The organism is Halomonas beimenensis (assembly GCF_002549795.1).
Classification (GTDB): domain Bacteria; phylum Pseudomonadota; class Gammaproteobacteria; order Pseudomonadales; family Halomonadaceae; genus Halomonas; species Halomonas beimenensis.
Genome location: NZ_CP021435.1, coordinates 2,621,584 through 2,646,726, shown reverse-complemented (window position 1 = coordinate 2,646,726; position 25,143 = coordinate 2,621,584). Strand labels below are relative to the sequence as shown.

Genomic DNA, 25,143 nt, shown 5'->3' with positions numbered 1-25,143 from the left:
CCATGTCCAACATGCGTAGCCTGACCTTTGACGCCATCATCATCGGCGGTGGCGGTTCCGGCCTGCGGGCCGCCCTCGAGCTGGCCAAGTCCGGCAAGAAGACCGCCGTGCTGTCCAAGGTCTTCCCGACCCGTTCGCACACCGTGTCCGCCCAGGGTGGCATCACCTGCGCCATCGCCTCCGCCGACCCCAACGACGACTGGCGCTGGCACATGTACGACACCGTCAAGGGCGGCGACTACATCGCCGACCAGGACGCCGCCGAGTACATGTGCTCCGAGGGCCCCAAGGCGGTCTTCGAACTCGAGCACATGGGGCTGCCGTTCTCCCGCTTCGACAACGGCCGCATCTACCAGCGTCCCTTCGGCGGCCAATCCAAGAACTTCGGCGAGGGCGGCCAGGCGGCCCGGACCTGCGCCGCGGCGGACCGTACCGGTCATGCCCTGCTGCATACCCTTTACCAGAACAACCTGAAGAACAATACCACCTTCCTCAACGAGTGGTACGCCGTCGACTTGGTCAAGAACGCCAACGGCGACGTCGTCGGCTGCATCGCCATGGACATCGAGTCCGGCGAGGTGGTTCACGTCAAGTCCAAGGCTACCGTGCTGGCCACCGGCGGCTCCGGCCGCATCTACGCCTCCACCACCAACGCCCTGATCAACACCGGCGACGGAATCGGCATGGCGCTGCGCGCCGGCTTCCCGATGCAGGACATGGAGATGTGGCAGTTCCACCCGACCGGCATCTACGGCGCCGGCACCCTGGTGACCGAGGGGTGCCGCGGCGAGGGGGGCTACCTGATCAACAAGGACGGCGAGCGCTTCATGGAGCGCTATGCCCCCAACGCCAAGGACCTGGCCGGTCGCGACGTGGTCGCCCGCTCCATGGTCATGGAGATCCTCGAGGGCCGCGGCTGCGGCGAGAACGGCGACCACGTCTACCTCAAGCTGGATCACCTGGGCGAGGAGGTGCTCGGCAAGCGCCTGCCGGGCATCGTCGAGCTGTCCAAGACCTTCGCCCACGTGGATCCGGCCAAGGAGCCGATCCCGGTGGTGCCGACCTGCCACTACATGATGGGTGGTGTGCCGACCAACGTGCACGGCCAGGCGATCATGCAGGATGGCGAGGGCAACGACCAGATCGTCAACGGCCTCTACGCCGTCGGCGAGGCGGCCTGCGTGTCGGTGCACGGCGCTAACCGCCTGGGCGGCAACTCGCTGCTCGACCTGGTGGTGTTCGGCCGCGCGGCCGGCATGTTCATCGAGAGCGCGCTCAACGAGGGCGTCGACTACCTGGCGGCCAGCGAGTCCGACGTGGCCTCGGCCATGAAGCGCATCACCCGCTGGAACGAGTCTGAGAGCGGCGAGACCGTGCCCGAACTCAAGCGTGAGCTGCAGGACACCATGCAGAACGCCTTCGGCGTCTTCCGTCAGGAGGAGAACATGCAGGAAGGGGTGAAGAAGCTCGCCGAGCTCCGCGAGCGGATCGCCCACGCCTACCTGCCGGACAAGTCCAATGCCTTCAACACGGCCCGCGTCGAGGCGCTCGAGCTCGACAACCTGATGGAGGTCGCCGAGGCCACCGCCATCGCCGCCCTGGAGCGCAAGGAGAGTCGCGGCGCCCATTCCCGCTACGACTATCCGGATCGTGACGACGCCAACTGGCTGAAACACTCGCTGTACTTCCCCGCCGAGAAGCGGCTGGGCAAGCGCGACGTGAACTTCGCGCCCAAGACCGTCGACATGTTCGAGCCGAAAGTCCGTACCTACTGAGGGGAGTCACGATGTCCACGCTTCAGGTATCCCTGTACCGCTACAATCCCGAAACGGACTCCGCCCCCTACATGGAGGAGTTCCAGGTCGACACCCAGGGTCGCGACCTCATGGTGCTCGACGTCCTGCACCTGGTGAAGGAACAGGACAACGGCCTGGCCTACCGTCGCAGCTGCCGCGAGGGCGTGTGCGGCTCCGACGGCATGAACATGAACGGCAAGAACGGCCTGGCCTGCATCACCCCGCTCTCCGAGGTGGTCAAGAACAACAAGCTCACGCTGCGCCCGCTGCCGGGCCTGCCGGTCATCCGTGACCTGGTGGTCGACATGGGGCTGTTCTACAAGCAGTACGAGCGGATCCAGCCGTACCTGCAGAACGACACCCCGGCGCCGGCCATCGAGCGCCTGCAGTCCCCCGAGGACCGCGACAAGCTCGACGGCCTCTACGAGTGCATCCTCTGCGCCTGCTGCTCGACCTCCTGCCCGTCGTTCTGGTGGAACCCGGACAAGTTCGTCGGCCCGGCCGGCCTGCTGCAGGCCTACCGCTTCCTGGCGGACTCCCGGGACGAGGCCACTCGCGAGCGCCTGGAGGGTCTCGAGGACCCGTTCAGCGTGTTCCGCTGCCGCGGCATCATGAACTGCGTGGCGGTGTGCCCGAAGGGCCTCAACCCCACTCGCGCGATCGGCAAGATCCGCGAGATGCTGCTGGCGAATGCCACTTAAATCGTGGGCCCCGGCTTGTTATCATACGCCGCGAACTGCGACGCGCTGTCGCAGTTTGGCCCCCGGTGAGACGTCGAAGCCGGTGCCTCGTGCACCGGCTTTTGACCATCGAAGCAAAGGTGCCCGCCCGCCGGCCGGCCACCGACGATGTCGCCACGGGTGAGCCGTGACGACAGATACCACCCCATCAGTGCAGGGTGACCGAGAGATGCAACAAGGCATAATGGAGTTGATGTGGCGCTCCTCCCACGTCAGTGGCAGCAATGTCCATTACGTGGAAGCGCTCTACGAGCAGTACCTCGATGATCCCTCCGCCGTTCCCGACGAATGGCGCCAGTACTTCGACCAACTGCCGCGCCCCGACGGCAGCGCCACCCGCGACGTTCCGCTTGCCCCTACCCGCGAACAGTTCTATCAGCTAGGCCGCCAGCGCCGCACCGCCCTGGCCGCCGGTGCCTCGTCCGACAGCGACGAGAACCGCAAGCAGGTCAAGGTCCTCCAGCTGATCAACGCCTACCGCTTCCGCGGCCACCAGAAGGCCGACATCGATCCCCTCGATCTGCGCGACGCGAAACCGGTGCCCGACCTGGACCTGTCCTTCCACCAGCTGTCGAAGGCGGACCTGGACACCGAGTTCCAGACCGGCTCCTTCTTCCTGGGCGTGGACAAGGCACCGCTCAAGGAGATCGTGGAGGCGCTGGAGCACACCTATTGCCGCAGCATCGGCTGCGAGTTCATGCACATCGTCGACACCGAGGAGAAACGCTGGCTGCAGCAGCGCTTCGAGTCGGTGCGCTCCAAGCCCAAGTTCAGCGACGACGTGCGCAAGCACGTGCTCGAGCGGCTGACCGCCGCGGAAGGCCTGGAGAGCTACCTGGCGTCCCGGTACCCGGGCACCAAGCGCTTCGGCCTGGAGGGGGGCGAGTCCTTCATTCCCATGATGGACGAGCTGATCCAGCGTGCCGGCGGGTACGGCACCAAGGAAGTGGTGATCGGCATGGCCCACCGGGGGCGCCTGAACGTGCTGGTCAACATCCTCGGCAAGAATCCGTCCGAGCTGATCGACGAGTTCGACGGCAAGAAGGTGGTCGAGCGGGGCTCCGGCGACGTCAAGTACCACCAGGGCTTCAGCTCCAACGTCATGACCCCAGGCGGCGAGGTGCACCTGGCGCTGTCGTTCAACCCGTCCCACCTGGAGATCGTGGCGCCGGTGGTCGAGGGCTCGGTGCGCGCCCGCCAGGACCGCCGCGACGATCCGGATGGCGGCAAGGTGCTGCCGATCAACGTCCACGGCGATGCCGCCTTCGCCGGCCAGGGCGTGGTCATGGAGACCTTCCAGATGTCCCAGACCCGGGCCTACCGGACCGGGGGCACGGTGCACATCGTGATCAACAACCAGGTGGGCTTCACCACCTCCCACCCGGAAGACTCGCGCTCCACCGAGTACTGCACCGACATCGCCAAGATGGTCCAGGCGCCGATCTTCCACGTCAACGGGGACGACCCGGACGCCGTGCTGCACGCGACCCAGGTGGCCCTGGACTACCGCCAGCAGTTCAAGAAGGACGTCGTCATCGACCTGGTCTGCTACCGTCGCCGCGGCCACAACGAGGCCGACGAGCCGTCCGCGACCCAGCCGATGATGTACAGCAAGATCAAGGAACATCCCTCTTCCCGGACCCGCTACGTCAAGCGCCTGGTCGAGGAGGGGCTGCTGACCGAAGACGATGCCAAGGCCATGATGGAGAAGTACCGGGACGACCTGGTCGCGGGCAATCACGTGGCCAATGCCCTGGTGCAGAAGCCGAACACCGCGCTGTTCGTCAACTGGAAGCCCTACCTCGGCCACGAGTGGAGCGGCCACACCGATACTAGCTTCGACCTCAAGCGCCTGCAGCACCTGGCGGCCAAGATGTGCGAGATCCCCGACGGGATCGGCGTGCAGCGCCAGGTGGCCAAGATCTACGATGACCGTCGCAAGATGCAGGCCGGCGGCATGGCCGCCAACTGGGGCTTCGCCGAGACCCTGGCCTACGCCACCCTGCTCGACCAGGGCCATCCGGTACGCCTGACCGGCCAGGACGTCGGCCGCGGCACCTTCTCCCACCGTCATGCGGTGGTGCACAACCAGAAGGACGGCACCACCTACGTGCCCTTGCAGCACCTGTCCGACGGCCAGCCGCGCTTCACCATCCATGACTCCTTCCTGTCGGAAGAGGCCGTGCTGGCCTTCGAGTACGGCTACGCCACCACGGCGCCCAACGACCTGGTGATCTGGGAGGCGCAGTTCGGCGACTTCTTCAACGGTGCCCAGGTGGTGGTCGACCAGTTCATCTCCTCCGGCGAGACCAAGTGGGAGCGCCTGTGCGGCCTGACCATGCTGCTGCCGCACGGCTACGAGGGGCAGGGGCCCGAGCACTCCTCGGCGCGCCTGGAGCGCTTCCTGCAGCTGTGTGCCGAGCACAACATGCAGGTCTGCGTGCCGACCACCCCGGCGCAGATCTTCCACCTGCTGCGTCGCCAGGTGATCCGCAAGCTCCGCAAGCCGCTGGTGGTGATGTCGCCCAAGAGCCTGCTGCGCCACAAGGAAGCCGTCTCCAGCCTCGACGAGCTGGCCAACGGCAAGTTCCAGATGGTGCTGCCCGACCAGGGCAAGCGCGACCCGGCCAAGATCGAGCGCATCATCCTGTGTGCCGGCAAGGTCTACTACGACCTGGCCAACTGGCGCGAGGAGAACGGCCGGGACGATGTGGCCATCCTGCGTCTCGAGCAGCTCTATCCCTTCCCCGAGGAGGAGCTCTTCGAGGCCATCCAGGCCTACACCAACGTCACCGACGTGGTGTGGTGCCAGGAGGAGCCGCTCAACCAGGGCGCCTGGTATCCCAGCCAGCACCACATGCGGGCCGTCGCCGAACGCCTCAAGGCGGGCATGGGCGGCAAGCTGAAGTTCGCCGGCCGTCCGGCCTCGGCGGCTCCCGCGGCGGGCTACATGTCCGTGCACATCGAACAGCAGCGCCAGCTGGTGGAAGACGCCTTCAACCTCTGAGGCAGCCCACCGGGACGAGAGAGAACTCACAAGGGAAACGACATGGCTACCGAGATCAAGGCACCCACCTTTCCGGAATCCGTTGCCGAAGGCAGCGTGGCCGCCTGGCACAAGCAGCCGGGCGACAGCGTCGAGCGTGACGAGCTGATCGTCGAGATCGAGACCGACAAGGTGGTGCTCGAGGTCGTGGCACCCGAGGCCGGCACCCTCTCCGAGGTGCTGGCGGAAGAAGGCGATACCGTGCAGTCCGAGCAGGTCCTGGGCCGCCTCGGCGAGGCGGCCGAGAGCGGCGGCGAGAAGGGCGAGGCCGCGGAGCAGAAGGCCGAAGCCAAGACCGAGTCGAAGTCGGAGGCCAAGCCGCAGGCCGGCGGCGGCAAGCAGCACGAGGTGAAGGCGCCGACCTTCCCCGAGTCGGTCCAGGAAGGCACCGTGGCCAGCTGGGCCAAGCAGGTCGGCGAGGCCGTCAAGCGTGACGAGCTGCTCGCCGAGATCGAGACCGACAAGGTGGTGCTCGAGGTGGTGGCCCCGGCGGACGGCGCGCTGACCGAGATCAAGGCCGAGGAGGGCAGCCAGGTGGCCTCCGAGCAGGTGCTGGCGGTGTTCACCGAGGGCGCCGGCGGCGAGTCCGCGCCGGCGGCTGGCCAGGTGGCGCCCGCGGCGTCGGCCGACGATGGCGCCAGCGACGAGAAGGTCGGCGGCAAGATCCTCGCCCCGGCGGCGCGCAAGCTGGTCGCCGAGAACGACCTCGACATCGACAGGATCGAGGGTACCGGCAAGGGCGGCCGCATCCTCAAGGAGGACGTGCAGAAGGCCCTGAAGGACGGCAGCGCCAAGAAGGCCGCCAAGCCCGCCGGCGGCGGTGCCAAGGCCGCCGCGGCGCCCGCCCCGGCCGTCGAGGGCGAGCGCCCGGAGAAGCGCGTGCCGATGAGCCGGCTGCGCCAGACCATCGCCAAGCGCCTGGTCGAGGCCCAGCAGACCGCCGCCATGCTGACCACCTACAACGAGGTGGACATGGGCGCGGTGATGGAGCTGCGTGCCCAGTACAAGGACACCTTCCTGAAGGCCCACGACACCAAGCTCGGCTTCATGGGCTTCTTCGTCAAGGCGGCCAGCGAGGCGCTCAAGCGCTTCCCCGACGTCAATGCCTCCATCGACGGCACCGACATCGTCTACCACGGCTATCAGGACATCGGCGTGGCCGTGTCCACCGACCGTGGCCTGGTCGTGCCGGTGCTGCGCGACACCGACAGCATGAAGATCGCCGACGTCGAGAAGGGCATCGTCGACTTCGGCAAGCGCGCCCGGGACGGCAAGCTCGGCATCGACGAGATGCAGGGCGGCACCTTCACCATCACCAACGGCGGCATCTTCGGCTCGCTGATGTCCACCCCGATCCTCAACCCGCCGCAGACCGCCATCCTGGGCATGCACAAGATCCAGGAGCGGCCGATGGCGGTGAACGGCAAGGTCGAGATCCGTCCGATGATGTACCTGGCCCTGTCCTACGATCACCGCATGATCGACGGCAAGGATGCGGTGCAGTTCCTGGTCACGATCAAGGAACTGCTCGAGGATCCGGCGCGCCTGCTGCTGGACATCTGATCCGCGGCGCCACGAGTTTCAGCGAAACACAACGCAAGGAGCCAACATGGCCGACAAGTTTGATGTCATCGTCATCGGCGCGGGCCCCGGCGGCTACGTGGCCGCCATCCGCGCCGCGCAGCTGGGCCTGAAGACCGCCTGCGTCGAGAAGTGGATCGGCAAGGAAGGCAAGGTGGTGCACGGCGGCACCTGCCTGAACGTGGGCTGCATCCCGTCCAAGGCCCTGCTGGAGGCCTCTCACAAGTACGTCGAGGCCAAGCATGACTTCGACGACCTGGGCATCGAGACCGGCGACGTCAAGATGGACGTCAAGAAGATGATGGCCCGCAAGGACCAGATCGTGAAGAACCTCACCGGTGGCATCGCCGGCCTGTTCAAGGCCAACGGCGTCACCGCCATCGAGGGCACCGGCAAGGTGGTCGCCAAGAACCAGGTCGAGGTCACCGACAAGGACGGCAACACCTCCACCGTGGAGGGCGACAACATCGTCGTCGCCGCCGGCTCCGTGCCGGTGGAGATCCCGCCGACCCCGCTGACCGAGGACCTGATCGTCGACTCCAGCGGCGCCCTGGAATTCCAGGAAGCGCCCAAGCGCCTCGGGGTGATCGGCGCCGGCGTCATCGGCCTGGAGCTCGGCAGCGTGTGGAGCCGGCTGGGCAGCGAGGTCACCGTCCTCGAGGCCCTGGACGACTTCCTGCCGATGGTCGATTCCGCCATCGCCAAGGAGACCCAGAAGCTGCTCAAGAAGCAAGGCCTGGACATCCGCCTGGGCGCCCGGGTCACCGGCTCCGAGGTCAAGGGCACCGAGGTGGTGGTCCAGTACACCGACAGCAAGGGCGAGCAGGAGATCACCTTCGATCGCCTGATCGTCTGTGTCGGCCGCAAGCCCTACACCAAGGGCGTGATCGGCGAGGGCGTGGGGGTCGAGCTGGACGAGCGTGGCTTCGTCCACGTCGACGACCAGTGCCGCACCAGCGTGCCGGGCGTCTATGCCATCGGCGACTGCGTGCGCGGCCCGATGCTGGCCCACAAGGCCTCCGAGGAAGGCGTGATGGTCGCCGACATCATCGCCGGCCACAAGGCCGAGATGAACTACGACGCCATCCCCAGCGTCATCTATACCTTCCCCGAGGTGGCCTGGGTCGGCATGACCGAGCAGGACGCCAAGGCCCAGGGCATCGAGGTCAAGACCGGGACCTTCCCGTTCGCGGCCAGCGGCCGGGCCATGGCCAACAACGCCACCGAGGGCCAGGCCAAGGTGATCGCCGACGCCGAGACCGACCGGGTGCTGGGCATGCACATCGTCGGCCAGCATGCCGGCGAGCTGATCGCCCAGGGCGTCATCGCCATGGAGTTCGGCTCCAGCGCCGAGGACCTGGCGCTGACCTGCTACGCGCACCCGACCATGTCCGAGGCGGTGCACGAGGCGGCCCTGGCCGTGGATGGCCACGCCATCCACATGGCGAACCGCAAGAAGCGCAAGTAAGACAACAACAGCGCCGCCTGAGGGCGGCGCGTCCCTTCCGGCGACGCATCGGGAGGGAACGGTGGTAGCCGGCGCCCGGCGCCCAGGCGGCGTCCGCTCCGGCTACCGTTCGAGTCACATGCAACCAATGGCATGAATCGATGAACCTTCACGAGTATCAGAGCAAACAGCTGTTTGCCGATTATGGTCTGCCCGTGTCCAAGGGCTTCGCGGTGGACACCCCCGAGGAAGCGGCCGAAGCCTGCAAGAAGATCGGCGGCGAGATGTGGGTCGTCAAGGCCCAGGTCCATGCCGGGGGGCGCGGCAAGGCCGGCGGCGTCAAGCTGGTCAAGAGCCCGGAGGAGGCCAAGGCCTTCGCCGAGCAGTGGCTGGGCAAGAACCTGGTGACCTTCCAGACCGACGAGAACGGGCAGCCGGTCGCCAAGATCCTTGTCGAGAACTGCACCGATATCGCCAGCGAGCTCTACCTGGGCGCCGTGGTCGACCGGGGCACCCGTCGGGTGGTCTTCATGGCCTCCACCGAGGGTGGCGTCGAGATCGAGAAGGTAGCCGAGGAGACCCCCGAGAAGATCCTCAAGGCCGAGATCGACCCGCTGGTCGGCGCCCAGCCGTACCAGGCCCGTGAGCTGGCCTTCGCCCTGGGCCTGAAGGGCGACCAGGTCAAGCAGTTCACCAAGATCTTCCTGGGCCTGTCCAAGCTGTTCCATGACAAGGACCTGGCGCTGCTCGAGATCAACCCGCTGGTGATCACCGAGGAAGGCAACCTCCACTGCCTGGATGCCAAGGTCAACCTGGACGGTAACGCCCTCTACCGCCACCCGGACCTGCAGGCCATGCGCGATCCCTCCCAGGAGGATCCGCGCGAGGCCGAGGCCGCCGCCTGGGACCTCAACTACGTGGCCCTGGACGGCAACATCGGCTGCATGGTCAACGGCGCCGGCCTGGCCATGGGCACCATGGACATCATCAAGCTCCACGGCGGCCAGCCGGCCAACTTCCTGGACGTCGGCGGCGGCGCCACCAAGGAGCGCGTGGCCGAGGCGTTCAAGATCATCCTCTCCGACGATTCCGTGAAGGCCGTGCTGGTCAACATCTTCGGCGGCATCGTGCGCTGCGACATGATCGCCGAGGGCATCATCGGAGCCGTCGAGCAGGTCGGCGTCAACGTGCCGGTGGTGGTGCGTCTCGAGGGTAACAACGCCGAGCTGGGTGCCGAGAAGCTGGCCTCCAGCGGTCTCAACATCATCGCTGCCAAGAGCCTCACCGACGCGGCTCAGCAGGTCGTCAAGGCAGCGGAGGGCAAGTAATGAGCATCCTGATCGACAAGAACACCAAGGTCATCTGCCAGGGCTTCACCGGCGGCCAGGGGACCTTCCACTCCGAGCAGGCGATCGCCTACGGCACCCAGATGGTCGGCGGCGTGACCCCGGGCAAGGGCGGCCAGGAGCACCTGGGCCTGCCGGTGTTCAACACCGTCAAGGAGGCCGTGGAGCAGACCGGCGCCGAGGCCAGCGTGATCTACGTGCCGGCCCCGTTCTGCAAGGACTCCATCCTCGAGGCCGCCAACGCCGGCATCAAGCTGATCGTGTGCATCACCGAGGGCATCCCGACCCTCGACATGCTCGACGTCAAGGTCAAGTGCGACGAGCTGGGCGTGCGACTGATCGGCCCGAACTGCCCCGGCGTGATCACCCCGGGCGAGTGCAAGATCGGCATCATGCCGGGCCACATCCACCAGCCGGGCAAGGTCGGCATCGTGTCCCGTTCCGGCACCCTGACCTACGAGGCGGTCAAGCAGACCACCGATCACGGCTTCGGCCAGTCCACCTGCGTGGGCATCGGCGGCGATCCCATCCCGGGTTCCACCTTCATCGACATCCTCGAGCAGTTCGAGAAGGATCCGGCCACCGAGGCCATCGTGATGATCGGTGAGATCGGCGGGACCGCCGAGGAAGAGGCGGCCGCCTACATCAAGGAGCACGTCTCCAAGCCGGTGGTGTCCTATATCGCGGGCGTCACGGCGCCTCCCGGCAAGCGCATGGGCCACGCCGGCGCCATCATCGCCGGCGGCAAGGGCACCGCGGACGAGAAGTTCGGCGCCCTCGAGGCCGCCGGCGTCAAGACCGTTCGTTCGCTGGCCGAGATCGGCGATGCCCTGAAGGAAGCCGCCGGCTGGTAAGCCGTCGCGACCCTCGGGCCACGAAGAAGGGCACCCTCGGGTGCCCTTTTTTCGTGGCCGGCGTTCATTCGGCCTGGTACAGCCGGTCACGCCCGTCGCGCTTGGCCGACAGCAGGGCCCGGTCGGCGCGTCGGATGGTGTCCCGGTAGTCCTCGCGGGGCCGGTGCTCGGTGATGAAGCCGCTGGCGGTGACGCGGGGACCGTCCGGCGCCAGGCCGAGGTCGAGGTCGCGCAGCCGGTCGCAGAGTCGCGTCACCATGGACTCGGCCTGGACCAGGTCCGTGTTCGGGAGCACCACCAGGAATTCCTCGCCTCCCCAGCGGCCGCAGAAATCGTCGACCCGCAGCGCCGACTCCAGGGCCTGGGCCAGGACGATCAGGGCTCGGTCCCCGGCGGCATGGCCGTAGCGGTCGTTGATCCGCTTGAAATGATCGATGTCGACCATGGCGAGGCTGAACGGCCGGCCGCGGCGCTCTGACTCGGCGATCGTGCGCTTCAACTGGCGGTTGATGCGGCGCCGATTGGCCAGGCCGGTCAGCGGATCCCGGCTCGAGGCGTCCTCCAGGGCCTGATTGCGCTCATGGAGCAGGTCCTGGTAACGGTCGGCGATGCGCGAGAGCTTGCGTTGGCGTCGCAACTGGCGATCGAGCTGGTGGCGGGTCTGGTGAAGGTCCTGCTGGGCGCTCTGCTGGAAACCGTCGGCGATGTTCACCAGCCGTTCCAGGCGGTCCCGCTGCTCCAGGTGGCGATGGTAGAGGCGCGAGAGGGCCGAATGGAGCGGATGGTCCCGATGGGCCTCCATCGCCAGCAGGGTCTCCACCTCGTCGAGCAGCGCCCTGTCCCGGGTGCTCACGCCGGCACCTCCCGGGGGCGGATGGCGAAGGGGAAGGTGCAGTCTTCCTTGAACTCCTCGGCCAGCTCGGCGATGCGGTCGTTGCGGGGATCGTAGTGCCAGACCACATCGACCTCGCGTCCGGCCTGATGGGCGTCCTCCAGCAGGTCGAAGATGTCCATCATCGCCTTGACCGAACTGGTGTTGAGGTAGACCAGCTCCAGGGCCAGCGCCAGGGGGCGGGACTCGCGCTCCAGGAAGGCCTCGACCCAGTCGATGACCTGGCTGAACAGGTCGAAGGAGTTCTCCGGATAGGAGTCGCCCTGCATGCTCAGGCGACCGGCCTGCCAGTCGCTCTGGATCTCGGGGGTGGAGACGCTGCCGGGAAGGTTCAGATCTTGGCTCATGGCGGAAACCGTTCAGATGGTGGCTGTCAGGCTAAAGAAGCTTCGGCCGGAGGGCAACGGCTGGAGCTTGGCCTCCAGCGGGCGCGACGACTTGCGCGCCATGTCGATCAGGCCCAGGCCGGCGCCGCTCGGCGCCGCCTCGTCCCGGGGACGGCGCAGCTGCTGCTTGTAGGCGCGCTTGAGCTCGCCGGCATCCAGCCCGGCCAGGCCTTCCACGGCTTCGACCAGGCGCCTGCCGTCGGCCTCCTCCACCAGGTTGCCGGCCGAAACCACGTAGTGCCCTTCCGCGTCGCGGGCCACGGCGAGGGTGGCGGTGGCGTCCTGATCGCCGTAGCCCTGCTGGCGAGCATAGTGGCGGATGTTCTGGGTCATCTCGATATAGACGGCGAAGACGTCCATCGCCGCCGAGGGGGCGGCGGACTGGCTGTTCAGGTAGTTGCGCAGCGCATGCCCGATCTCCTCGATCAGGCTGCGCGAGATCGGGCCGTTGAAGCACAGCATGATGCGCTGTTGCAGGTAGTTGTCACGCAGGCTCAAGAGGTCCATGACGTCTCCTGGTCGGTGGATGGCGCCGGGGCCGGCTGCCCGGCCTCGAGTGTCGCCTCGCTGCGGAAGCAGAGCAGGGTGATGTCGTCGCGCTGGGGGTAGTCGCCGCGGTAGGCGTCGAGCTCGGCCTCGAAGGCGGCGATCTGGGCGGGCAGCGAGGCCCTGGCGTGGCGTCTCAGCATGGCCTCGAAGCGTCGGTTGCCGAAGCCGAAGCCTTGTTCGCCGCCGGCCTGGTCGAGGAACCCGTCCGAGCACAGCGCGTAGGTCCAGCCCCGCCGCAGGGGCATGTCCTGGTTCTCGTAGGTCATGCGGCGCTTCTGGCCCAGGGCGCGCTTGCCGCCGGGATGCACCTCCAGGGCATCGCCGTCGGTGGCGTACAGCGACATCTTGGCGCCGGCGAAGGTCAAGCGGTCGGCGCCGTGGGCGACCCAGACCAGGCCCATGTCCATGTTGGTGGCGATGGAGGCGGGCAGGGTGTCCTTGTTGAGGGTGGCGCGATTCTGCCGGTCGGTCTCGTTGAGGATCAGGGCCGGGTCGTCGGGGCCGACCTTGAGGATGGCATGGTCGATGATCGCCCGGGCCAGCATGGTCATCAGCGAGCCCGGCACCCCGTGGCCGGCGCAGTCGACGACGCCCATCAGGTAGCCGGCCTCGGTGGCGCGAAAGACGTAGAAGTCGCCCCCCACCTGGTCCCGGGGGCGCCAGAGCACGGCATGGTGATCCTCCAGGTGCGCCTCGAGCTGCCGACTGGGCAGGATGGCCCGCTGGATGATGCTGGCGTACTCCAGGGAGGCGTCGATCTGGCGTCGGGCGGCGGCCATCTCGGCATTGGTGGCCTCCAGGTCCCGGGTGCGTCGGCGCACCTTGTCCTCGAGCTCCTGGGTGTGGCGTTCCACCTGGCGAGCCATGTGGGCGAAGGCCCGGGACAGTTCGCCGATCTCGTCGCCGCGCTCGGTGGGCAGGTGGCCGCCGTAGTCGCCGTCGGCGATCGCCCGAGCCGAGTGCTGCAGGCGGCGCAGGGGGCCGAGGATCAGGCGATCGATGCCGTAGGCGGCGCCGGCCATCAGGATGGCCAGGATCAGCGTCAGGGCGCCCACCAGCGGCCAGAACCAGCGCCCTTCCAGGATGGGGGCGGTCTTCAGATCCAGCGACGAGACCAGCAGCCACTGGAGCTCGGGGATGTAGCCCACCGTGAGCAGGCGGGGCTCACCCTCGATGCTGGCCTCGAGGGTATGCACCTCGCCGGGACGGCGACGCGACTCGAGCATGGCCTCCTCCAGCCGCTCACGCTGGGTGGGATCGTCGACCATCGCCTGCAGCTTCGGGGTGTCGCCATCGAGCTGTTCCCGAGCGCCCGAGCTCAGGGCCACCCTATCCCGATCCGGATGGGCCTGGATGGCGCCGCGAGCGTCGACGATCATCGGCGTCAGGCCGGCGGTATCGTCACGCAGGAAGTCGTCGAGGAAGCGGCTCAGGTCCAGGCCGCCGCCGGCCAGTCCCAGCGGTCGGCCGTCCTCCATCACCTTGACGTTCAACCACACCTTGGCGAGCTCCAGCTTGGCATCGACGTTGACGTTGATGTTGTAGCTGGCGCTGCTTTCCATGGTCGAGAAGTACCAGGCGTCCTCCGGATCCTCCGCCGAGAGCCGGTAGCGGGGCAGCCGGCTCGTCGGCGAGGTGGCGTCGTTGTAGTAGTAATCCCCGCTGGCGTGGTGGATGACGAAGTAGGCGTCGCCGTTGAACTGCCGACGGAAGCCCTCGGCCTCGCGGAAGAAGCGCTCGCGCTTGTCCGCGTCGTCCGGCGCGGCGAGCCACTCGCGGGTGACCACCGAGTCGGCGAAGCGGCGGGACAGGGCCAGCTCCCGGGAGACCGGCGCCAGGATCCGTTGCATGTGCAGCAGGGTGTACTGTTCGGCGTAGCGAGTGGCGAAATGACGTCGGACGTCGTCGAGGGCCTGCCAGCCGATGAACAGGGCCGGGATGAGGGCGAGCAGGCAGGCCATCAACAGGGTCAGGGTGGACTGGCCGCGCAGTCCCCAACGGTTGGCCATGGACGGATTCCCTTGCGTGGGCCGGTGCCGATGTAACACCGGGTTCCTTGCTTGTTATTTCATGTGATTACGATGCCACAAGCGGGGCCAAACTACGAGCCGCCCGACGTCCGGGGCGACGCTCGGCGGCGCTCCCCCAGCAGGACCAGCAACACCGGCGCGCCGGCCAGCAGGTAGCAGTGGTAGGTGATGACGCGCCACACGGCGATCGCCGCCCCGGCGGTGGCCTGGCCGACCAGCGGCACCAGCAGCACGCCGGTGCCGAGTTCCGCGGCGCCGGCGCCGCCGGGCAGCAGGCTGAGCTGGCCGGCGGCCATGGCCAGCATCTGCACCAGGAAGGTCCAGGACCAGGCCACCTCCGCGCCCAGCCCCGTCAGCGCCAGGTAGAGCAGGCTGTAGCGCAGCAGCCAGTGGCCGGCGCAGCAGGCCATGACCAGGGCCAGGGTGGGGCGCGGCAGGGCCAGGGTAGCCAGCAGGGCCTGGCGGAACTGCAGCAATCGCCGCGCGAGCCGTCGGCCACGTCGTCGGGATGGCCCCTTGCCGCGGCGACCACGCAACAGGAGGGGCAGGCGATGCACCAGCAGACCGCTGCCCGCGAGCAGCACGCCGAGCGCGGCGATGGCGCCGCCCAGCAGCCCGGGATGGGGCCAGGGCACCGCCGTCCACAGCGAGCCCAGCGCCAGGACCACCAGGGCGACGAGGAAGAACGTCAGGTCGCAGCACTGGTCGATCATGAACACCGCGGAGGCCCGGGCCGGGCGCAGGCCGCGGAGGGCGAGCAGCGCGAGCAGGGTGGCCGGGCCGCCGCTGCCTCCGGGAGTGGCGCAGATGGCGCATTCGGTGGCCATCACCATGGCGAACGCCCGGCGCTGGCCGAGTCGCCCGGCCCGGCCCGCCAGCAGCAGGCGCAGCCGCCAGGCATTGAGCTGCCAGCCGAGGGCCACCATGGCGAGCATCACCGCCAGCCAGCCGGGCGGGAAGTCGCCCAGCGCCGCCAGCCCTTCGCGACCGCCGATCAACAACGGCACCACGAGCCCCAGGACCAGCGCCAGGGCCAGCCATCCCCCGCGACCGGGGAGCCGAGACGGTGACACCCGCCGCGTCCCGGCCTCAGCCATGCCGGGACGGGGCGAGAGCGTCGACCGAGGGAAGCAGATCGGCGTAGTGAGTCACCAAGCCGTCGATCACCCGGTCCCAATGGAAGTGGCGCTCCACGTGCCGGCGGGCATGGCGGCCGCTGGCGGCCAGGTCGTTCATGAACAGTTCCTCCACGGCGCGGGCCATGTCGCCGTCGTCGAACGGGGTGCACAGCCGCCCGCCGCCGAGGGGCACGTTCTCGATCAACGCGCCGGCCCGGGCGCCTATCACCGGCAACCCGCAGGCCATGGCCTCCAGCGCCACCAGGCCGAAGGTCTCCCGGGTCCCGGCATGCAGCATGGCATCCGCACTGGCCAGGGCGCGGGCTACCTCGCGGCGGTCGCAGTAGCGGGACACGCTGGTGACGTTGTCCGGCACCCGGGTGGGCATGCCCGGCCCCATCAGCAGCAGGTGATAGGGGTGCCCCAGCCGCCGCAGTGTGCGCAGCAGCACGTCCACGTTCTTCTCCCGGGAATAGCGCCCGGCGAAGACCAGCAGCCGGGTGTGCTCGGGCAGGCCCAGGGCGGCCCGCCAGGCCGGATCGGCCCGGCCGGGATGGAAGGTCGTGAGGTCGACGCCCAGCGGCTGGAGGCGGACGTCCTTCACGCCCCAGTCCACCAGCCGCTCGGCCATGGCCCGGCAGGGCGCGAGCACGCGATCGAAGCGACCGTAGAGATCGGCCACGTAGCGCTGCAGGCGTCGGCGCACCGCGGGGCCGAAGCGGTCGCCCATCAGCCGAGGCAGGTCGGAATGGTAGAAGCCCACCACCGGCACGCCCAGGCGCTGGCCGGCCTCCAGCGCCGCCCAGGCGCTGACATAGGGGTCGCCGGCCTCAATCAGGTCGGGCGCGAGCTCGACGAGGCGCTCGCGCCAGGGGGCCCGGCGCAGCGGGAAGCGATAGCCCTGGCCCAGGGGCAGGCGCCAGGCGGGCAGGGTATGCAGCTCGGCCAGGCTGTCGCGTTCGGGGCCGGGCACCAGCAGGCTGTGTCGCCAGCCCGGCCGCTCGGCCAGGCAGCGTTGCTTGGCCTGCAGGTAGGTACGCACGCCGCCGCTGGCCGGGGCATGGAACATGGTGACGTCGGCGATATGCAAGGGCTCCCTCCCGTTCGGCCGATGGCTCGATGACGAGGGTACGGGCCCTTTGCGACAGTTCGACGACACCCGGAACGCGAAACGGCGGCCCGAAGGCCGCCGTCCCGGTCATGCGCCAGGGGAGGGGCGCGTCACTCGGCCGGGCGGCCGACCAGCGAGCGAGTCTCCTCGCGGGCCTCGGTCAAGGCCACGCGGATGGTGTCGCCCAGCTTGAAGCGCTCGACGCCCTCGATCTGGATACGGCCTTCCTTGTCGTCGATCACCACCTTGTCCCGGTCGCCGTGCATCAGCGGGGCGGGCACGAAGGCGGTGGCGCCGTTGGCGGTCAGACGGACCCGCATGCCGCCGCGGTTGATGGCGATGATCTCGGCCTCGAAGGCCTCGCCGGCCTCGGCGGACGGGCCGAGGTAGCGGACATAGAGCCAGTCCTTGACGTCGCGCTCGGCCATGCGGTTGAGGCGGCGGCGCTCGGTGAGCTGCTCGGTGAGCTGCTGGCTGGCCTCCGCCGGCGCCTGTTCGCCCTTGAGGACCCGCTTGATCAGGCGATGGTTGACCATGTCGCCGTACTTGCGGATCGGCGAGGTCCAGGTGGCGTAGGCGGGCAGGCCCAGGCCGAAGTGCGGTCCCGGCTTGGCGGACATGCTGGTGAAGCCCTGGAAGCGGCGGAGGCGGGCGTCCAGCCAGGCGTCGTCGCGGCCCTCGAGCTCGCGCTTGAGTTCGCGATAGCGGGGCAGCTCGGTGAGCGCCTCGGGGGCCACGGCGATGTCCTGGGCGGTGAGGAACTCGTGGGCGGCCTCGGCCTTGTCCGGCTCGAAGGCGCGGTGGACATTGAAGATGCCATGGCCGACGTGCTCGGCGAGCAGGTGAGCGCAGCAGGCGTTGGCCGCGATCATCGACTCCTCGATCATGCGGTTGGCGATGCGCCGCTCCTCGGTGCGGATGTCCAGCACGTTGCCGGCCTCGTCCAGGTCGAAGACGTAGTCCGGGCGGTCCTTGAACACAAGGGCGTGCTCGGCCCGCCAGGCGGTGCGGGCCTCGGTGAGCTCGGCCAGGGCCTTGAGCTGCTCGCCGATGGCCTCCGACGGCGCCCAGTCTCCCTGACCCTCGAGCCAGTCGGAGACCCGGTCGTAGACCAGCTTGGCGTGGGAGCGCGCGGTGGCGGCGAAGAAGCGGTAGTCGCCCAGGCTGCCGTCGGCCTCGATGTCCAGGGCGCAGGCCAGCACCGGGCGGTCGCGATCCTCCCACAGCGAACAGAGGTCGTCGGCCAGCGTCTCCGGGAGCATGGTGACGTTCTGGCCCGGCAGGTAGACGGTGAAGGCACGGGTACGGGCCTCCAGGTCGGCGGCGTGGCCTTCCTCCACGTAGGCGGTGGGGTCGGCGATGGCCACGGTCAGGGTCCAGCCGCCGCCCTCGCGGGGCGTGACGCGCAGGGCGTCGTCCATGTCGCGGGTCTTCTCGCCATCGATGGTGAAGAAGGGCTCGCCGGTGAGGTCCTCGCGCTCCAGGCCCTCGTCGCGCAGCGGCCAGTCGTCGCCGGCGTCGGGGCACTCCTGCTCCAGGGCGTGACGCGCCAGGGTCACCCGCCAGGGCACCGCCGGGTCGTCGGTCTTGGCCACCAGCTCGTCGACCTGGGTGAAGAAACCGCGATCCTCGGGCTTCAGGGGGTGGCGCACCAGCCGGGCCACCACCCAGTCGCCGTCGCCGAGGCTCGCCTCGTCCAGGCTGCGCTTGACGCGCGCCTTGAGCACGTTATTCACGGATGGATGGTCGGGGACCACCGCCAGGCGACCGTCGCGTTTCTGCAGGCGGGCGATGAAGCGTTCCATGCCGGTCTCGACCAGGGTGTCGGGCTCCACGGACTTCTTGTCGCCCTCCTCGTGGAGGACGGCCTCGACCCGGTCGCCATGGAGGACCTGCTTCATGGCGGGGGGCGGCACGAAGTAGGACTCGCCGTCGTCGGTCTCGAGGAAACCGAAACCGCGGTCGGTGGCCTTGATGACCCCCTCGACGCGGGGCGTGTTGTCGCGGATCTGTTGCTTGAGCTGAGCAAGCACCGAGTTGTTCTGCAGCATGGTCACGATCGATTGGCGGGATAAGGGGGCCACTATACGGATTCCGCCAGCCCGCGCCAATCGGCGCGTGGCGCCGATTAAGGCTATCCCGCAGAGCGGTATCGCTCGGGGCAGATCCGTCGACAAGCCCTGGGGTGCCGGACCATCGAGGAGGCGCTGTGAATGCGCCTCGTACGCTACTGGCGCCCTCGCACTCTGCTCCGCTTGCAGGACCGGTGCTGGCGATCCCTGGGCCCCCCTTCGGAGGGATCCTCCTCAGCCCTGACGTAGGACCTCCTCTTCGACCTGTCCCCGGCGCCCTCGACATGCCGAGCTGTGAATGCTCAGGATGCCTCGCCCGGGCGGATGAGTCCGCCCGGGCGAGACGGTAGACTGGGGGCACACACGCTTCCCGCACGGAGGGCCCATGGGGCCACACCTCATCGCCACCGACAACGACGGCACCCTGCTCGGCGCGGATCACGCCCTGGCCGAGCTCACCGTCGCCACCTTCCAGGCCCTGGCGGCCCGGGGGCATCACGTCGCCCTGGCCTCGGGGCGCCACTACCGCGACATCCTGGCCTTCCGCGACCGCCTGGGCATCGACGCCCACGTGGTGAGCACCAACGGCGCCTACACCCATGGCCCCGACGGCGAGCTGCTGGCCGCGCGCTACCTGGCCGGCGAGCTGGCCCGGGAGCTGATCGCGCTGCCCCGCCCCGAGGGCGTGCGCCTCAACCTCTACCATGACGACGAATGGGTCATCGACGCCGAGGCCCCGGAGCTGCTCGCCCTGCACGTCCACACCGGCTTCGGCTACCGGGTGGTGGCCCCGGAGCGCCTGGACGGCGAGGGGGTGGGCAAGGTGCTCTACATCGGCGAGCCCGATCGGCTGGGGGAGCTCGAGGCCGAGGTCCGCCGCCGCGCGGGGGAGGCGCTGCATGTCACCTACTCCACGCCGAACTCGCTGGAGATCATGGCCGGCGGGGTCAACAAGGGCAGCGCCCTGGCGGCGTTGCTCGACCGCCTCGACCTGGCCGCCGAGCGCTGCCTGGCCTTCGGCGACAACCTCAACGACACGGAGATGCTGGCCCTGGCGGGCGAGGCCCATGTCATGGCCAACGCCCATCCGGCGCTCGGCGAGGCGGTGCCCCATGCCCGGCGCATCGGCCATCACGACCAGGCCGCCGTGGCGCGGCACCTGGCGGAGCGTTTCGCCCTGTAGGCCATTGCCACCTTGGTGGAATCGTGACCCGCTCGCCGCTTCGCTAGAGTGGGTTCGACCAAAGCACAACGAAGGCTCGACGGCACGACCGCCGCCGCGATCCCGGTTTTCCATGACGATGCCTCCCACCACCCTGATCGTGGTCGACGACGACCCCGAGATTCGCGAACTGCTTGCCGACTACCTGGGCCGCCACGGTTACCGGGCCCTGATGGCCGAGGATGCCGTGGCCCTCGACGCCCTGCTCGAGCGCGAACGCCCCGACCTGCTGATTGTCGACCTGATGCTGCCCGGCGATGACGGCTTCGCCATCTGCCGGCGCCTGCGCCGCGACAGCGAGGTGCCGATCATCATGCTGACCGCCAGCCCGGACGAGACCGACCGGATCCTCGGCCTGGAGCTCGGCGCCGACGACTACCTGGGCAAGCCCTTCAACCCCCGGGAGCTGCTGGCACGGGTCAAGGCGGTGCTGCGCCGTTGCCAGCCCCGGCCCGAGGCCCTGACCCCGGACCGGGCGCGCCTGGTGGCCTTCGGCGACTGGCGGCTCGACCGGGTGACCCGCGAGCTGATCGACGCCGAGGGCGAGCGCCACGCCCTGTCCGGCGCGGACTTCCTGCTGCTCCAGGCCTTCCTCGACCACGCCGAACAGGTGTTGTCCCGGGATCGGCTCTTCGAGCTGAGCCGGGGGCGGCCGGCCCCGCCCCTGGATCGCTCCATCGACGTCCATGTCTGCCGGCTGCGCCAGCGCCTGGGGGATGACCAGGAGGCCGGCCTGATCCGCACCGTGCGGGGGGCCGGCTACGTGCTGGCCTCCCGGGTGGACGTGATCGCGTGAGCCGGGGAACGCGCTGGCGCCGCTGGCGTCGCCGGCTGGCCCGGGGCCTGCCCGGCAGCCTGCGCGGGCGCTTCCTGCTGATCATGGTGGTGGGCGTGCTCGGCGCCCAGCTGGCAAGCTACGCCGTCTGGACCACCCAGGAGCGCGCCGGCCGGCTCGAGCGTCTCGACGAGCTGTCGCGCAGCATGGCCTACAGCGTGGCCTCGACGGTGCGCTTCTTCCGCTCGCTGCCGTTCGACTACCGGCATATCGTCCTCGATCAGCTGCGCGACATGGGGGGCACCCGCTTCTTCGTCAGCGTCAACGACCACCGCCTGCCGGTGACGGACGATCGGCAGGGGCCCGAACCGGCGCTGGTGGCGGACAATGTCCGCACGGTGCTGGCCGCCGAGCTGGGCGTGCACGACGCCGTGGTGGAGTTTTCCCGCCCGGGGACGCTGCGCCTGCTCAACAACGAGGTGCCCCTGGACGCGCTGCCGCCCCGCTGGGGCCAGCACAGCCTGCTCGCCGCGCCGCCCACCCAGCCGATCCTGGTGGTGCAGTTGCCGCTGGAGGAGGCCGAATGGCTCTATGTGGCGGCCCTGCTGCCGCTGCCCGAGGGCTTCGGGGCGAACCGCTGGCTCTCCCCGGATCGCCTCTTCGTGGCGCTGGTGGTGCTGGCCACGGTGCTCGGCCTGTCCTGGCTGGGGGTGCGCGGTGCCACCCGCACCCTGGCGCGGCTGGCCCGGGCGGCACGACGCCTCGGCGACGACCTGGACGCCCCGCCCCTGAGCGAGGGCGGGCCCCGGGAGGTGGCGGCCGCCGCCGTCGCCTTCAATCGCATGCAGGGCCGCATCCGCCATCAGGTGGAGGAGCGCGAGCGCCTCTTCTCGGCGATCTCCCATGATCTCAAGACCCCCATCACCCGGCTGCGCCTGCGCGCCGAGATGCTCGAGGAGCCCACCCAGCGCGAGCGCTTCTGCGCCTCCCTGGACGAGCTCGACCGGCTGGTGAAGGGAGCGCTGGCCTCGGTCAAGGGCCTCGATCTCCATGAAGAGGTCGAGCCCCGGGATCCCCGAGCGCTGCTCGACGCCCTGGCCGAGGAGCTGGCGCTGCAGGGCGGCGAGGTCGAGGTGACCGGCGAGGCGGCGCCGCTGGCGGTCAAGCCCCTGGCCTTCAAGCGTTGCCTGGCCAACCTGCTCGAGAACGCCGTCTTCTATGGCCGGCGGGCCGAGGTGCGACTGGAGGACGGCGAGGATGCCCTGCGGATCACCATCCGCGACCATGGGCCGGGCATTCCGGCGGCCGAGCGCGAGCGGGTCTTCGCGCCCTTCGTGCGCCTGGAGCCCTCGCGGAGTCGGAACACCGGCGGCAACGGCCTGGGGCTGGGCATCGCCCGCCACATCCTCCAGGCCCACGGCGGCGAGATGCGCCTGACCAATCATCCCCGGGGCGGGCTGGTGGTCCGCCTCTCGCTGCCTCGTCCCGGCCTCCAGCCCGTGTAACACTTCGCAGCACTCGGCAACACGGCATCGCCCCCGGCCTCCGCTAGGCTGGGCGCGACATCCATCGCGGAGGCCCCATGAACGTTTACGATCCCGCCTTCCTGCGCGCCCAGGTGCGCAAGACCATGGCCTTCTATCACCCCCGGGCCATCGATCCCCACGGGGGCTTCTTCCATTACCTGGCCGACTACGGCAGTGTCCTCGACCGGGGGCATCGCCACCTGGTGTCCAGCGCCCGCTACGTGGTGACCTATGCCCGATACGCCCGCCACGGTGGCGGCGACGAGTACCGACACTGGGCCCGCCACGGCCTGGCCTACCTGGAGAAGGCGCACTTCCAGACCGCCACCCAGGGCTATGCCTGGACCCTGCAGGACGGCGCCGTGGAGGACGATACCCAGCACTGCTATGGGCTGGCCTTCGTGCTGCTGGCCTATGCCGAGGCGCTCCGGGCCGGCATTCCCGAGGCCGAGGGCGGCCTCCGTGCCACCCATGCACTGATGCAGCGGCGCTTCTGGGAGCCGCACTGGCAACGCTTCGCCGACGAGGCCGATGGCCACTGGCGGCTGTCCTCCTATCGCGGCCAGAACGCCAACATGCACGCCTGCGAGGCGCTGATCGCCGCCTTCGAGGCCACCGGCGACGTCGCCTTCCTCGACCAGGCGCTGGCCATCGCCCGGGCCATCACCGCCGCCGGTGGCGCCCACCCGGAAGGCTGGATCTGGGAGCACTACGACGCCCGGTGGCGGCCCGACTGGGACTACAACCGTCACGACCCGGCGCATCTCTTCCGGCCCTGGGGCTACCAGGTGGGCCACCAGACCGAATGGGCCAAGCTGCTGGTGATGCTCGAGCGCCTCCGTCCCGAGCCCTGGCTGCTGCCCACCGCCGAGCGGCTCTTCCTGTCCAGCGTGCGTGCCGGCTGGGACCGCGAGCATGGCGGCCTGGTCTACGGCCTCGACCCCGCGGGACGGGTGTGCGACGGCGACAAGTACTACTGGGTCCAGGCCGAGAGCCTGGCGGCGGCGGCACTGGTCGGCCTGCGCACCGGCCGGGCCGTCTACCGGCGCTGGTACGAGCGGCTCTGGGACTTCGGCTGGCACCGCTTCATCGATCACCGCCATGGCGGCTGGTACCGGATCCTGACCCCGGACAACCGGCGCGTTTCCACCGTGAAGAGCCCGGCGGGCAAGGTGGACTATCACACCATGGGGGCCTGCCATGACGTCCTGGAAGCCCTCTCTCGGCGCCATGTTTCAAGCTCGTAATATTCCGGCAACACTACCCAGCACTTGGTAACCCCAGGGGCGGGGACGAGTGCGCTAGCGTATCCTCCAGCCGCCATGAGCGGCGCGAGACAACAACAAGCTCAGGAGAACGTCACATGCGCGCACTAACCCGACTCACGACCCTGAAGACCTCGGCCATCGCCGTGGCGATGGCCGGCGCCCTGGGGACCGGCCAGGCCTCGGCCGGCGAGGTCGAGGTCCTGCACTGGTGGACCTCCGGCGGCGAAGCCGAGGCGGTGGGCACCCTGCGGGACCTGCTCGAGGCCGAGGGCCACGAATGGAAGGACTTCGCGGTGGCCGGCGGGGGCGGCGACAGCGCCATGACGGTGCTCAAGTCCCGCGCCATGTCCGGCAACCCCCCGGCGGCGGCCCAGATCAAGGGCCCCGAGATCCAGGAGTGGGGAGAGCTCGGCCTGCTCGGCAACCTCGACCCGGTGGCCGAGGCGGGCGACTGGGACGCGCTGCTGCCCGAGGTGGTGGCCGACATCATGCGCCACGAGGGGCACTACGTGGCGGTGCCGGTCAACGTCCACCGCATCAACTGGCTGTGGGCCAACCCCGAGGTGCTGGCCGATGCCGGCGTCGAGGTGCCGACCACCTGGGACGAGCTGTTCGCCGCCGGCGAGGCCCTGCGCGAGGCGGGCTACGTGCCCCTGGCCCATGGCGGCCAGCCCTGGCAGGACGCCACCACCTTCGAGACCGTGGTGCTGAGCCTGGGCGGCAGTGACTTCTATCGCCGTGCCTTCGTCGAGCTCGACCAGGAGGCGCTCGAGAGCGACACCATGATCGAGGCCCTGACCACCTTCAAGCGCCTGCGCGGCCTGATGGACGAGGGCATGCCGGGACGCGACTGGAACCTGGCCACCTCCATGGTCATCGAGGGCGAGGCGGCCATGCAGATCATGGGCGACTGGGCCAAGGGCGAGTTCACCGCGGCGGGGCTCGAGGCCGGCGAGGACTACCTCTGCGCCCCGGTGCCCGGGACCGCCGATGCCTTCGCCTTCAACATCGACAGCTTCGCCATGTTCCGCCTGACCGAGCAGGCCGCCCGGGAGGCCCAGTACAGCATGGCTCGCCTGGTGCTGGAGCCCGAGTTCCAGCACGCCTTCAACCGGGTCAAGGGCTCGATCCCGGCCCGTCCGGACCTGGACATGGATGAGTTCGACGCCTGCGCCCAGCGCTCCATGGCGGACTTCCGCCAGGCCGAGGACGAGGGCGGCCTGGTGCCCAGCATGGCGCATCGCATGGCCATGGGCAGCGACGTCCAGGGCGCCTTCTACGACATCGTCACCAACTACTTCAACTCGAGCGACATGAGCGCCGACCAGGCCGCCGAACGTCTCGCCCAGGCCGCCAGCCTGGCCCTGTGACGCCACCGCGGCGC

Annotated in this window: 19 protein-coding genes; 12 read left to right on the top strand and 7 right to left on the bottom strand. The window is 69.1% G+C overall.

The window, feature by feature from the left end; genetic code table 11:
- The first annotated feature begins 2 nt into the window (after positions 1-2).
- The 7 genes from sdhA (at position 3) to sucD (ending at position 10,810) form a co-directional block, all read left to right on the top strand.
- Positions 3-1,775, top strand: coding sequence for a succinate dehydrogenase flavoprotein subunit (gene sdhA, locus BEI_RS12365; protein ID WP_097789803.1), 1,773 nt, complete (start codon positions 3-5; stop codon positions 1,773-1,775).
- A gap of 11 nt (positions 1,776-1,786) precedes the next feature.
- A complete protein-coding gene (locus BEI_RS12360; RefSeq protein WP_097789802.1) occupies positions 1,787-2,497 on the top strand; it encodes a succinate dehydrogenase iron-sulfur subunit in 711 nt (236 codons plus the stop codon).
- A 208-nt stretch (positions 2,498-2,705) separates the two neighbouring features.
- A complete protein-coding gene (locus tag BEI_RS12355) occupies positions 2,706-5,543 on the top strand; it encodes a 2-oxoglutarate dehydrogenase E1 component (protein ID WP_097789801.1) in 2,838 nt (945 codons plus the stop codon).
- Positions 5,544-5,585: 42 nt separating this feature from the next.
- Entirely contained in the window at positions 5,586-7,145 is a 1,560-nt protein-coding gene (gene odhB, locus BEI_RS12350; protein ID WP_097789800.1) for a 2-oxoglutarate dehydrogenase complex dihydrolipoyllysine-residue succinyltransferase, read from the top strand.
- 46 nt (positions 7,146-7,191) lie between these two features.
- The gene (lpdA, locus tag BEI_RS12345; protein ID WP_097789799.1) at positions 7,192-8,631 is read left to right on the top strand and encodes a dihydrolipoyl dehydrogenase; all 1,440 of its coding nucleotides are present in this window, start codon (positions 7,192-7,194) and stop codon (positions 8,629-8,631) included.
- A gap of 140 nt (positions 8,632-8,771) precedes the next feature.
- Positions 8,772-9,938, top strand: coding sequence for an ADP-forming succinate--CoA ligase subunit beta (gene sucC, locus BEI_RS12340; RefSeq protein WP_097789798.1), 1,167 nt, complete (start codon positions 8,772-8,774; stop codon positions 9,936-9,938).
- Positions 9,938-10,810: a succinate--CoA ligase subunit alpha gene (gene sucD / locus BEI_RS12335; protein WP_097789797.1), complete on the top strand. Its 873-nt coding sequence runs from the start codon at positions 9,938-9,940 to the stop codon at positions 10,808-10,810. Before sucC ends, sucD begins: the two co-directional genes overlap by 1 nt.
- 64 nt (positions 10,811-10,874) lie before the next feature.
- Here the strand turns inward: sucD and siaD are convergent, their stop codons facing one another.
- The 7 genes from siaD to BEI_RS12300 form a co-directional block, all read right to left on the bottom strand.
- On the bottom strand, positions 10,875-11,663 hold the full coding sequence (gene siaD, locus BEI_RS12330; RefSeq protein ID WP_097789796.1) for a biofilm regulation diguanylate cyclase SiaD: 789 nt from the start codon (positions 11,661-11,663) through the stop codon (positions 10,875-10,877).
- Positions 11,660-12,049, bottom strand: coding sequence for a biofilm regulation phosphoprotein SiaC (gene siaC, locus BEI_RS12325; RefSeq protein WP_097789795.1), 390 nt, complete (start codon positions 12,047-12,049; stop codon positions 11,660-11,662). The genes siaD and siaC overlap by 4 nt, the downstream gene beginning before the upstream one ends.
- Positions 12,050-12,061: 12 nt before the next feature.
- Positions 12,062-12,595: a biofilm regulation protein kinase SiaB gene (gene siaB / locus BEI_RS12320; RefSeq protein ID WP_097789794.1), complete on the bottom strand. Its 534-nt coding sequence runs from the start codon at positions 12,593-12,595 to the stop codon at positions 12,062-12,064.
- Positions 12,583-14,646: a biofilm regulation protein phosphatase SiaA gene (siaA, locus tag BEI_RS12315; RefSeq protein ID WP_097789793.1), complete on the bottom strand. Its 2,064-nt coding sequence runs from the start codon at positions 14,644-14,646 to the stop codon at positions 12,583-12,585. Before siaA ends, siaB begins: the two co-directional genes overlap by 13 nt.
- Positions 14,647-14,738: 92 nt before the next feature.
- A complete protein-coding gene (locus BEI_RS12310) occupies positions 14,739-15,740 on the bottom strand; it encodes a glucosaminyl phosphatidylglycerol flippase (RefSeq protein WP_227644470.1) in 1,002 nt (333 codons plus the stop codon).
- 16 nt (positions 15,741-15,756) lie between these two features.
- The gene (locus tag BEI_RS12305; RefSeq protein WP_097789791.1) at positions 15,757-16,875 is read right to left on the bottom strand and encodes an N-acetylglucosaminyl phosphatidylglycerol synthase; all 1,119 of its coding nucleotides are present in this window, start codon (positions 16,873-16,875) and stop codon (positions 15,757-15,759) included.
- Between the two features lie 131 nt (positions 16,876-17,006).
- Entirely contained in the window at positions 17,007-18,947 is a 1,941-nt protein-coding gene (locus tag BEI_RS12300) for an exoribonuclease II (protein WP_097789790.1), read from the bottom strand.
- A gap of 406 nt (positions 18,948-19,353) precedes the next feature.
- On the opposite strand from BEI_RS12300, the gene BEI_RS12295 reads away from it, so the two are divergent.
- The 5 genes from BEI_RS12295 (at position 19,354) to BEI_RS12275 (ending at position 25,129) form a co-directional block, all read left to right on the top strand.
- Complete coding sequence (locus BEI_RS12295) at positions 19,354-20,151, top strand: Cof-type HAD-IIB family hydrolase (protein ID WP_097789789.1); 798 nt, start codon at positions 19,354-19,356, stop codon at positions 20,149-20,151.
- A gap of 112 nt (positions 20,152-20,263) precedes the next feature.
- Positions 20,264-20,986 carry a response regulator gene (locus BEI_RS12290; protein WP_097789788.1) on the top strand — a complete coding sequence of 241 codons (723 nt, stop codon included), beginning with the start codon at positions 20,264-20,266 and terminating at the stop codon, positions 20,984-20,986.
- A complete protein-coding gene (locus BEI_RS12285; RefSeq protein ID WP_379802231.1) occupies positions 20,983-22,470 on the top strand; it encodes a sensor histidine kinase in 1,488 nt (495 codons plus the stop codon). Before BEI_RS12290 ends, BEI_RS12285 begins: the two co-directional genes overlap by 4 nt.
- Before the next feature lie 77 nt (positions 22,471-22,547).
- Positions 22,548-23,738, top strand: coding sequence for an AGE family epimerase/isomerase (locus BEI_RS12280; RefSeq protein WP_097789787.1), 1,191 nt, complete (start codon positions 22,548-22,550; stop codon positions 23,736-23,738).
- A gap of 116 nt (positions 23,739-23,854) precedes the next feature.
- Complete coding sequence (locus BEI_RS12275; RefSeq protein ID WP_097789786.1) at positions 23,855-25,129, top strand: ABC transporter substrate-binding protein; 1,275 nt, start codon at positions 23,855-23,857, stop codon at positions 25,127-25,129.
- Positions 25,130-25,143: the final 14 nt, after the last annotated feature.

Excerpts from the sequence above, each read along its gene's own strand:
- sdhA (WP_097789803.1), top strand. The coding sequence starts at position 3 with ATGTCCAACATGCGTAGCCTGACCTTTGACGCCATCATCATCGGCGGT.
- BEI_RS12360 (WP_097789802.1), top strand. The coding sequence starts at position 1,787 with ATGTCCACGCTTCAGGTATCCCTGTACCGCTACAATCCCGAAACGGAC.
- BEI_RS12355 (WP_097789801.1), top strand. The coding sequence starts at position 2,706 with ATGCAACAAGGCATAATGGAGTTGATGTGGCGCTCCTCCCACGTCAGT.
- odhB (WP_097789800.1), top strand. The coding sequence starts at position 5,586 with ATGGCTACCGAGATCAAGGCACCCACCTTTCCGGAATCCGTTGCCGAA.
- lpdA (WP_097789799.1), top strand. The coding sequence starts at position 7,192 with ATGGCCGACAAGTTTGATGTCATCGTCATCGGCGCGGGCCCCGGCGGC.
- sucC (WP_097789798.1), top strand. The coding sequence starts at position 8,772 with ATGAACCTTCACGAGTATCAGAGCAAACAGCTGTTTGCCGATTATGGT.
- sucD (WP_097789797.1), top strand. The coding sequence starts at position 9,938 with ATGAGCATCCTGATCGACAAGAACACCAAGGTCATCTGCCAGGGCTTC.
- siaC (WP_097789795.1), bottom strand. The coding sequence starts at position 12,049 with ATGAGCCAAGATCTGAACCTTCCCGGCAGCGTCTCCACCCCCGAGATC.
- siaB (WP_097789794.1), bottom strand. The coding sequence starts at position 12,595 with ATGGACCTCTTGAGCCTGCGTGACAACTACCTGCAACAGCGCATCATG.
- siaA (WP_097789793.1), bottom strand. The coding sequence starts at position 14,646 with ATGGCCAACCGTTGGGGACTGCGCGGCCAGTCCACCCTGACCCTGTTG.
- BEI_RS12300 (WP_097789790.1), bottom strand. The coding sequence starts at position 18,947 with ATGCTGCAGAACAACTCGGTGCTTGCTCAGCTCAAGCAACAGATCCGC.
- BEI_RS12295 (WP_097789789.1), top strand. The coding sequence starts at position 19,354 with ATGGGGCCACACCTCATCGCCACCGACAACGACGGCACCCTGCTCGGC.
- BEI_RS12290 (WP_097789788.1), top strand. The coding sequence starts at position 20,264 with ATGACGATGCCTCCCACCACCCTGATCGTGGTCGACGACGACCCCGAG.
- BEI_RS12280 (WP_097789787.1), top strand. The coding sequence starts at position 22,548 with ATGAACGTTTACGATCCCGCCTTCCTGCGCGCCCAGGTGCGCAAGACC.
- BEI_RS12275 (WP_097789786.1), top strand. The coding sequence starts at position 23,855 with ATGCGCGCACTAACCCGACTCACGACCCTGAAGACCTCGGCCATCGCC.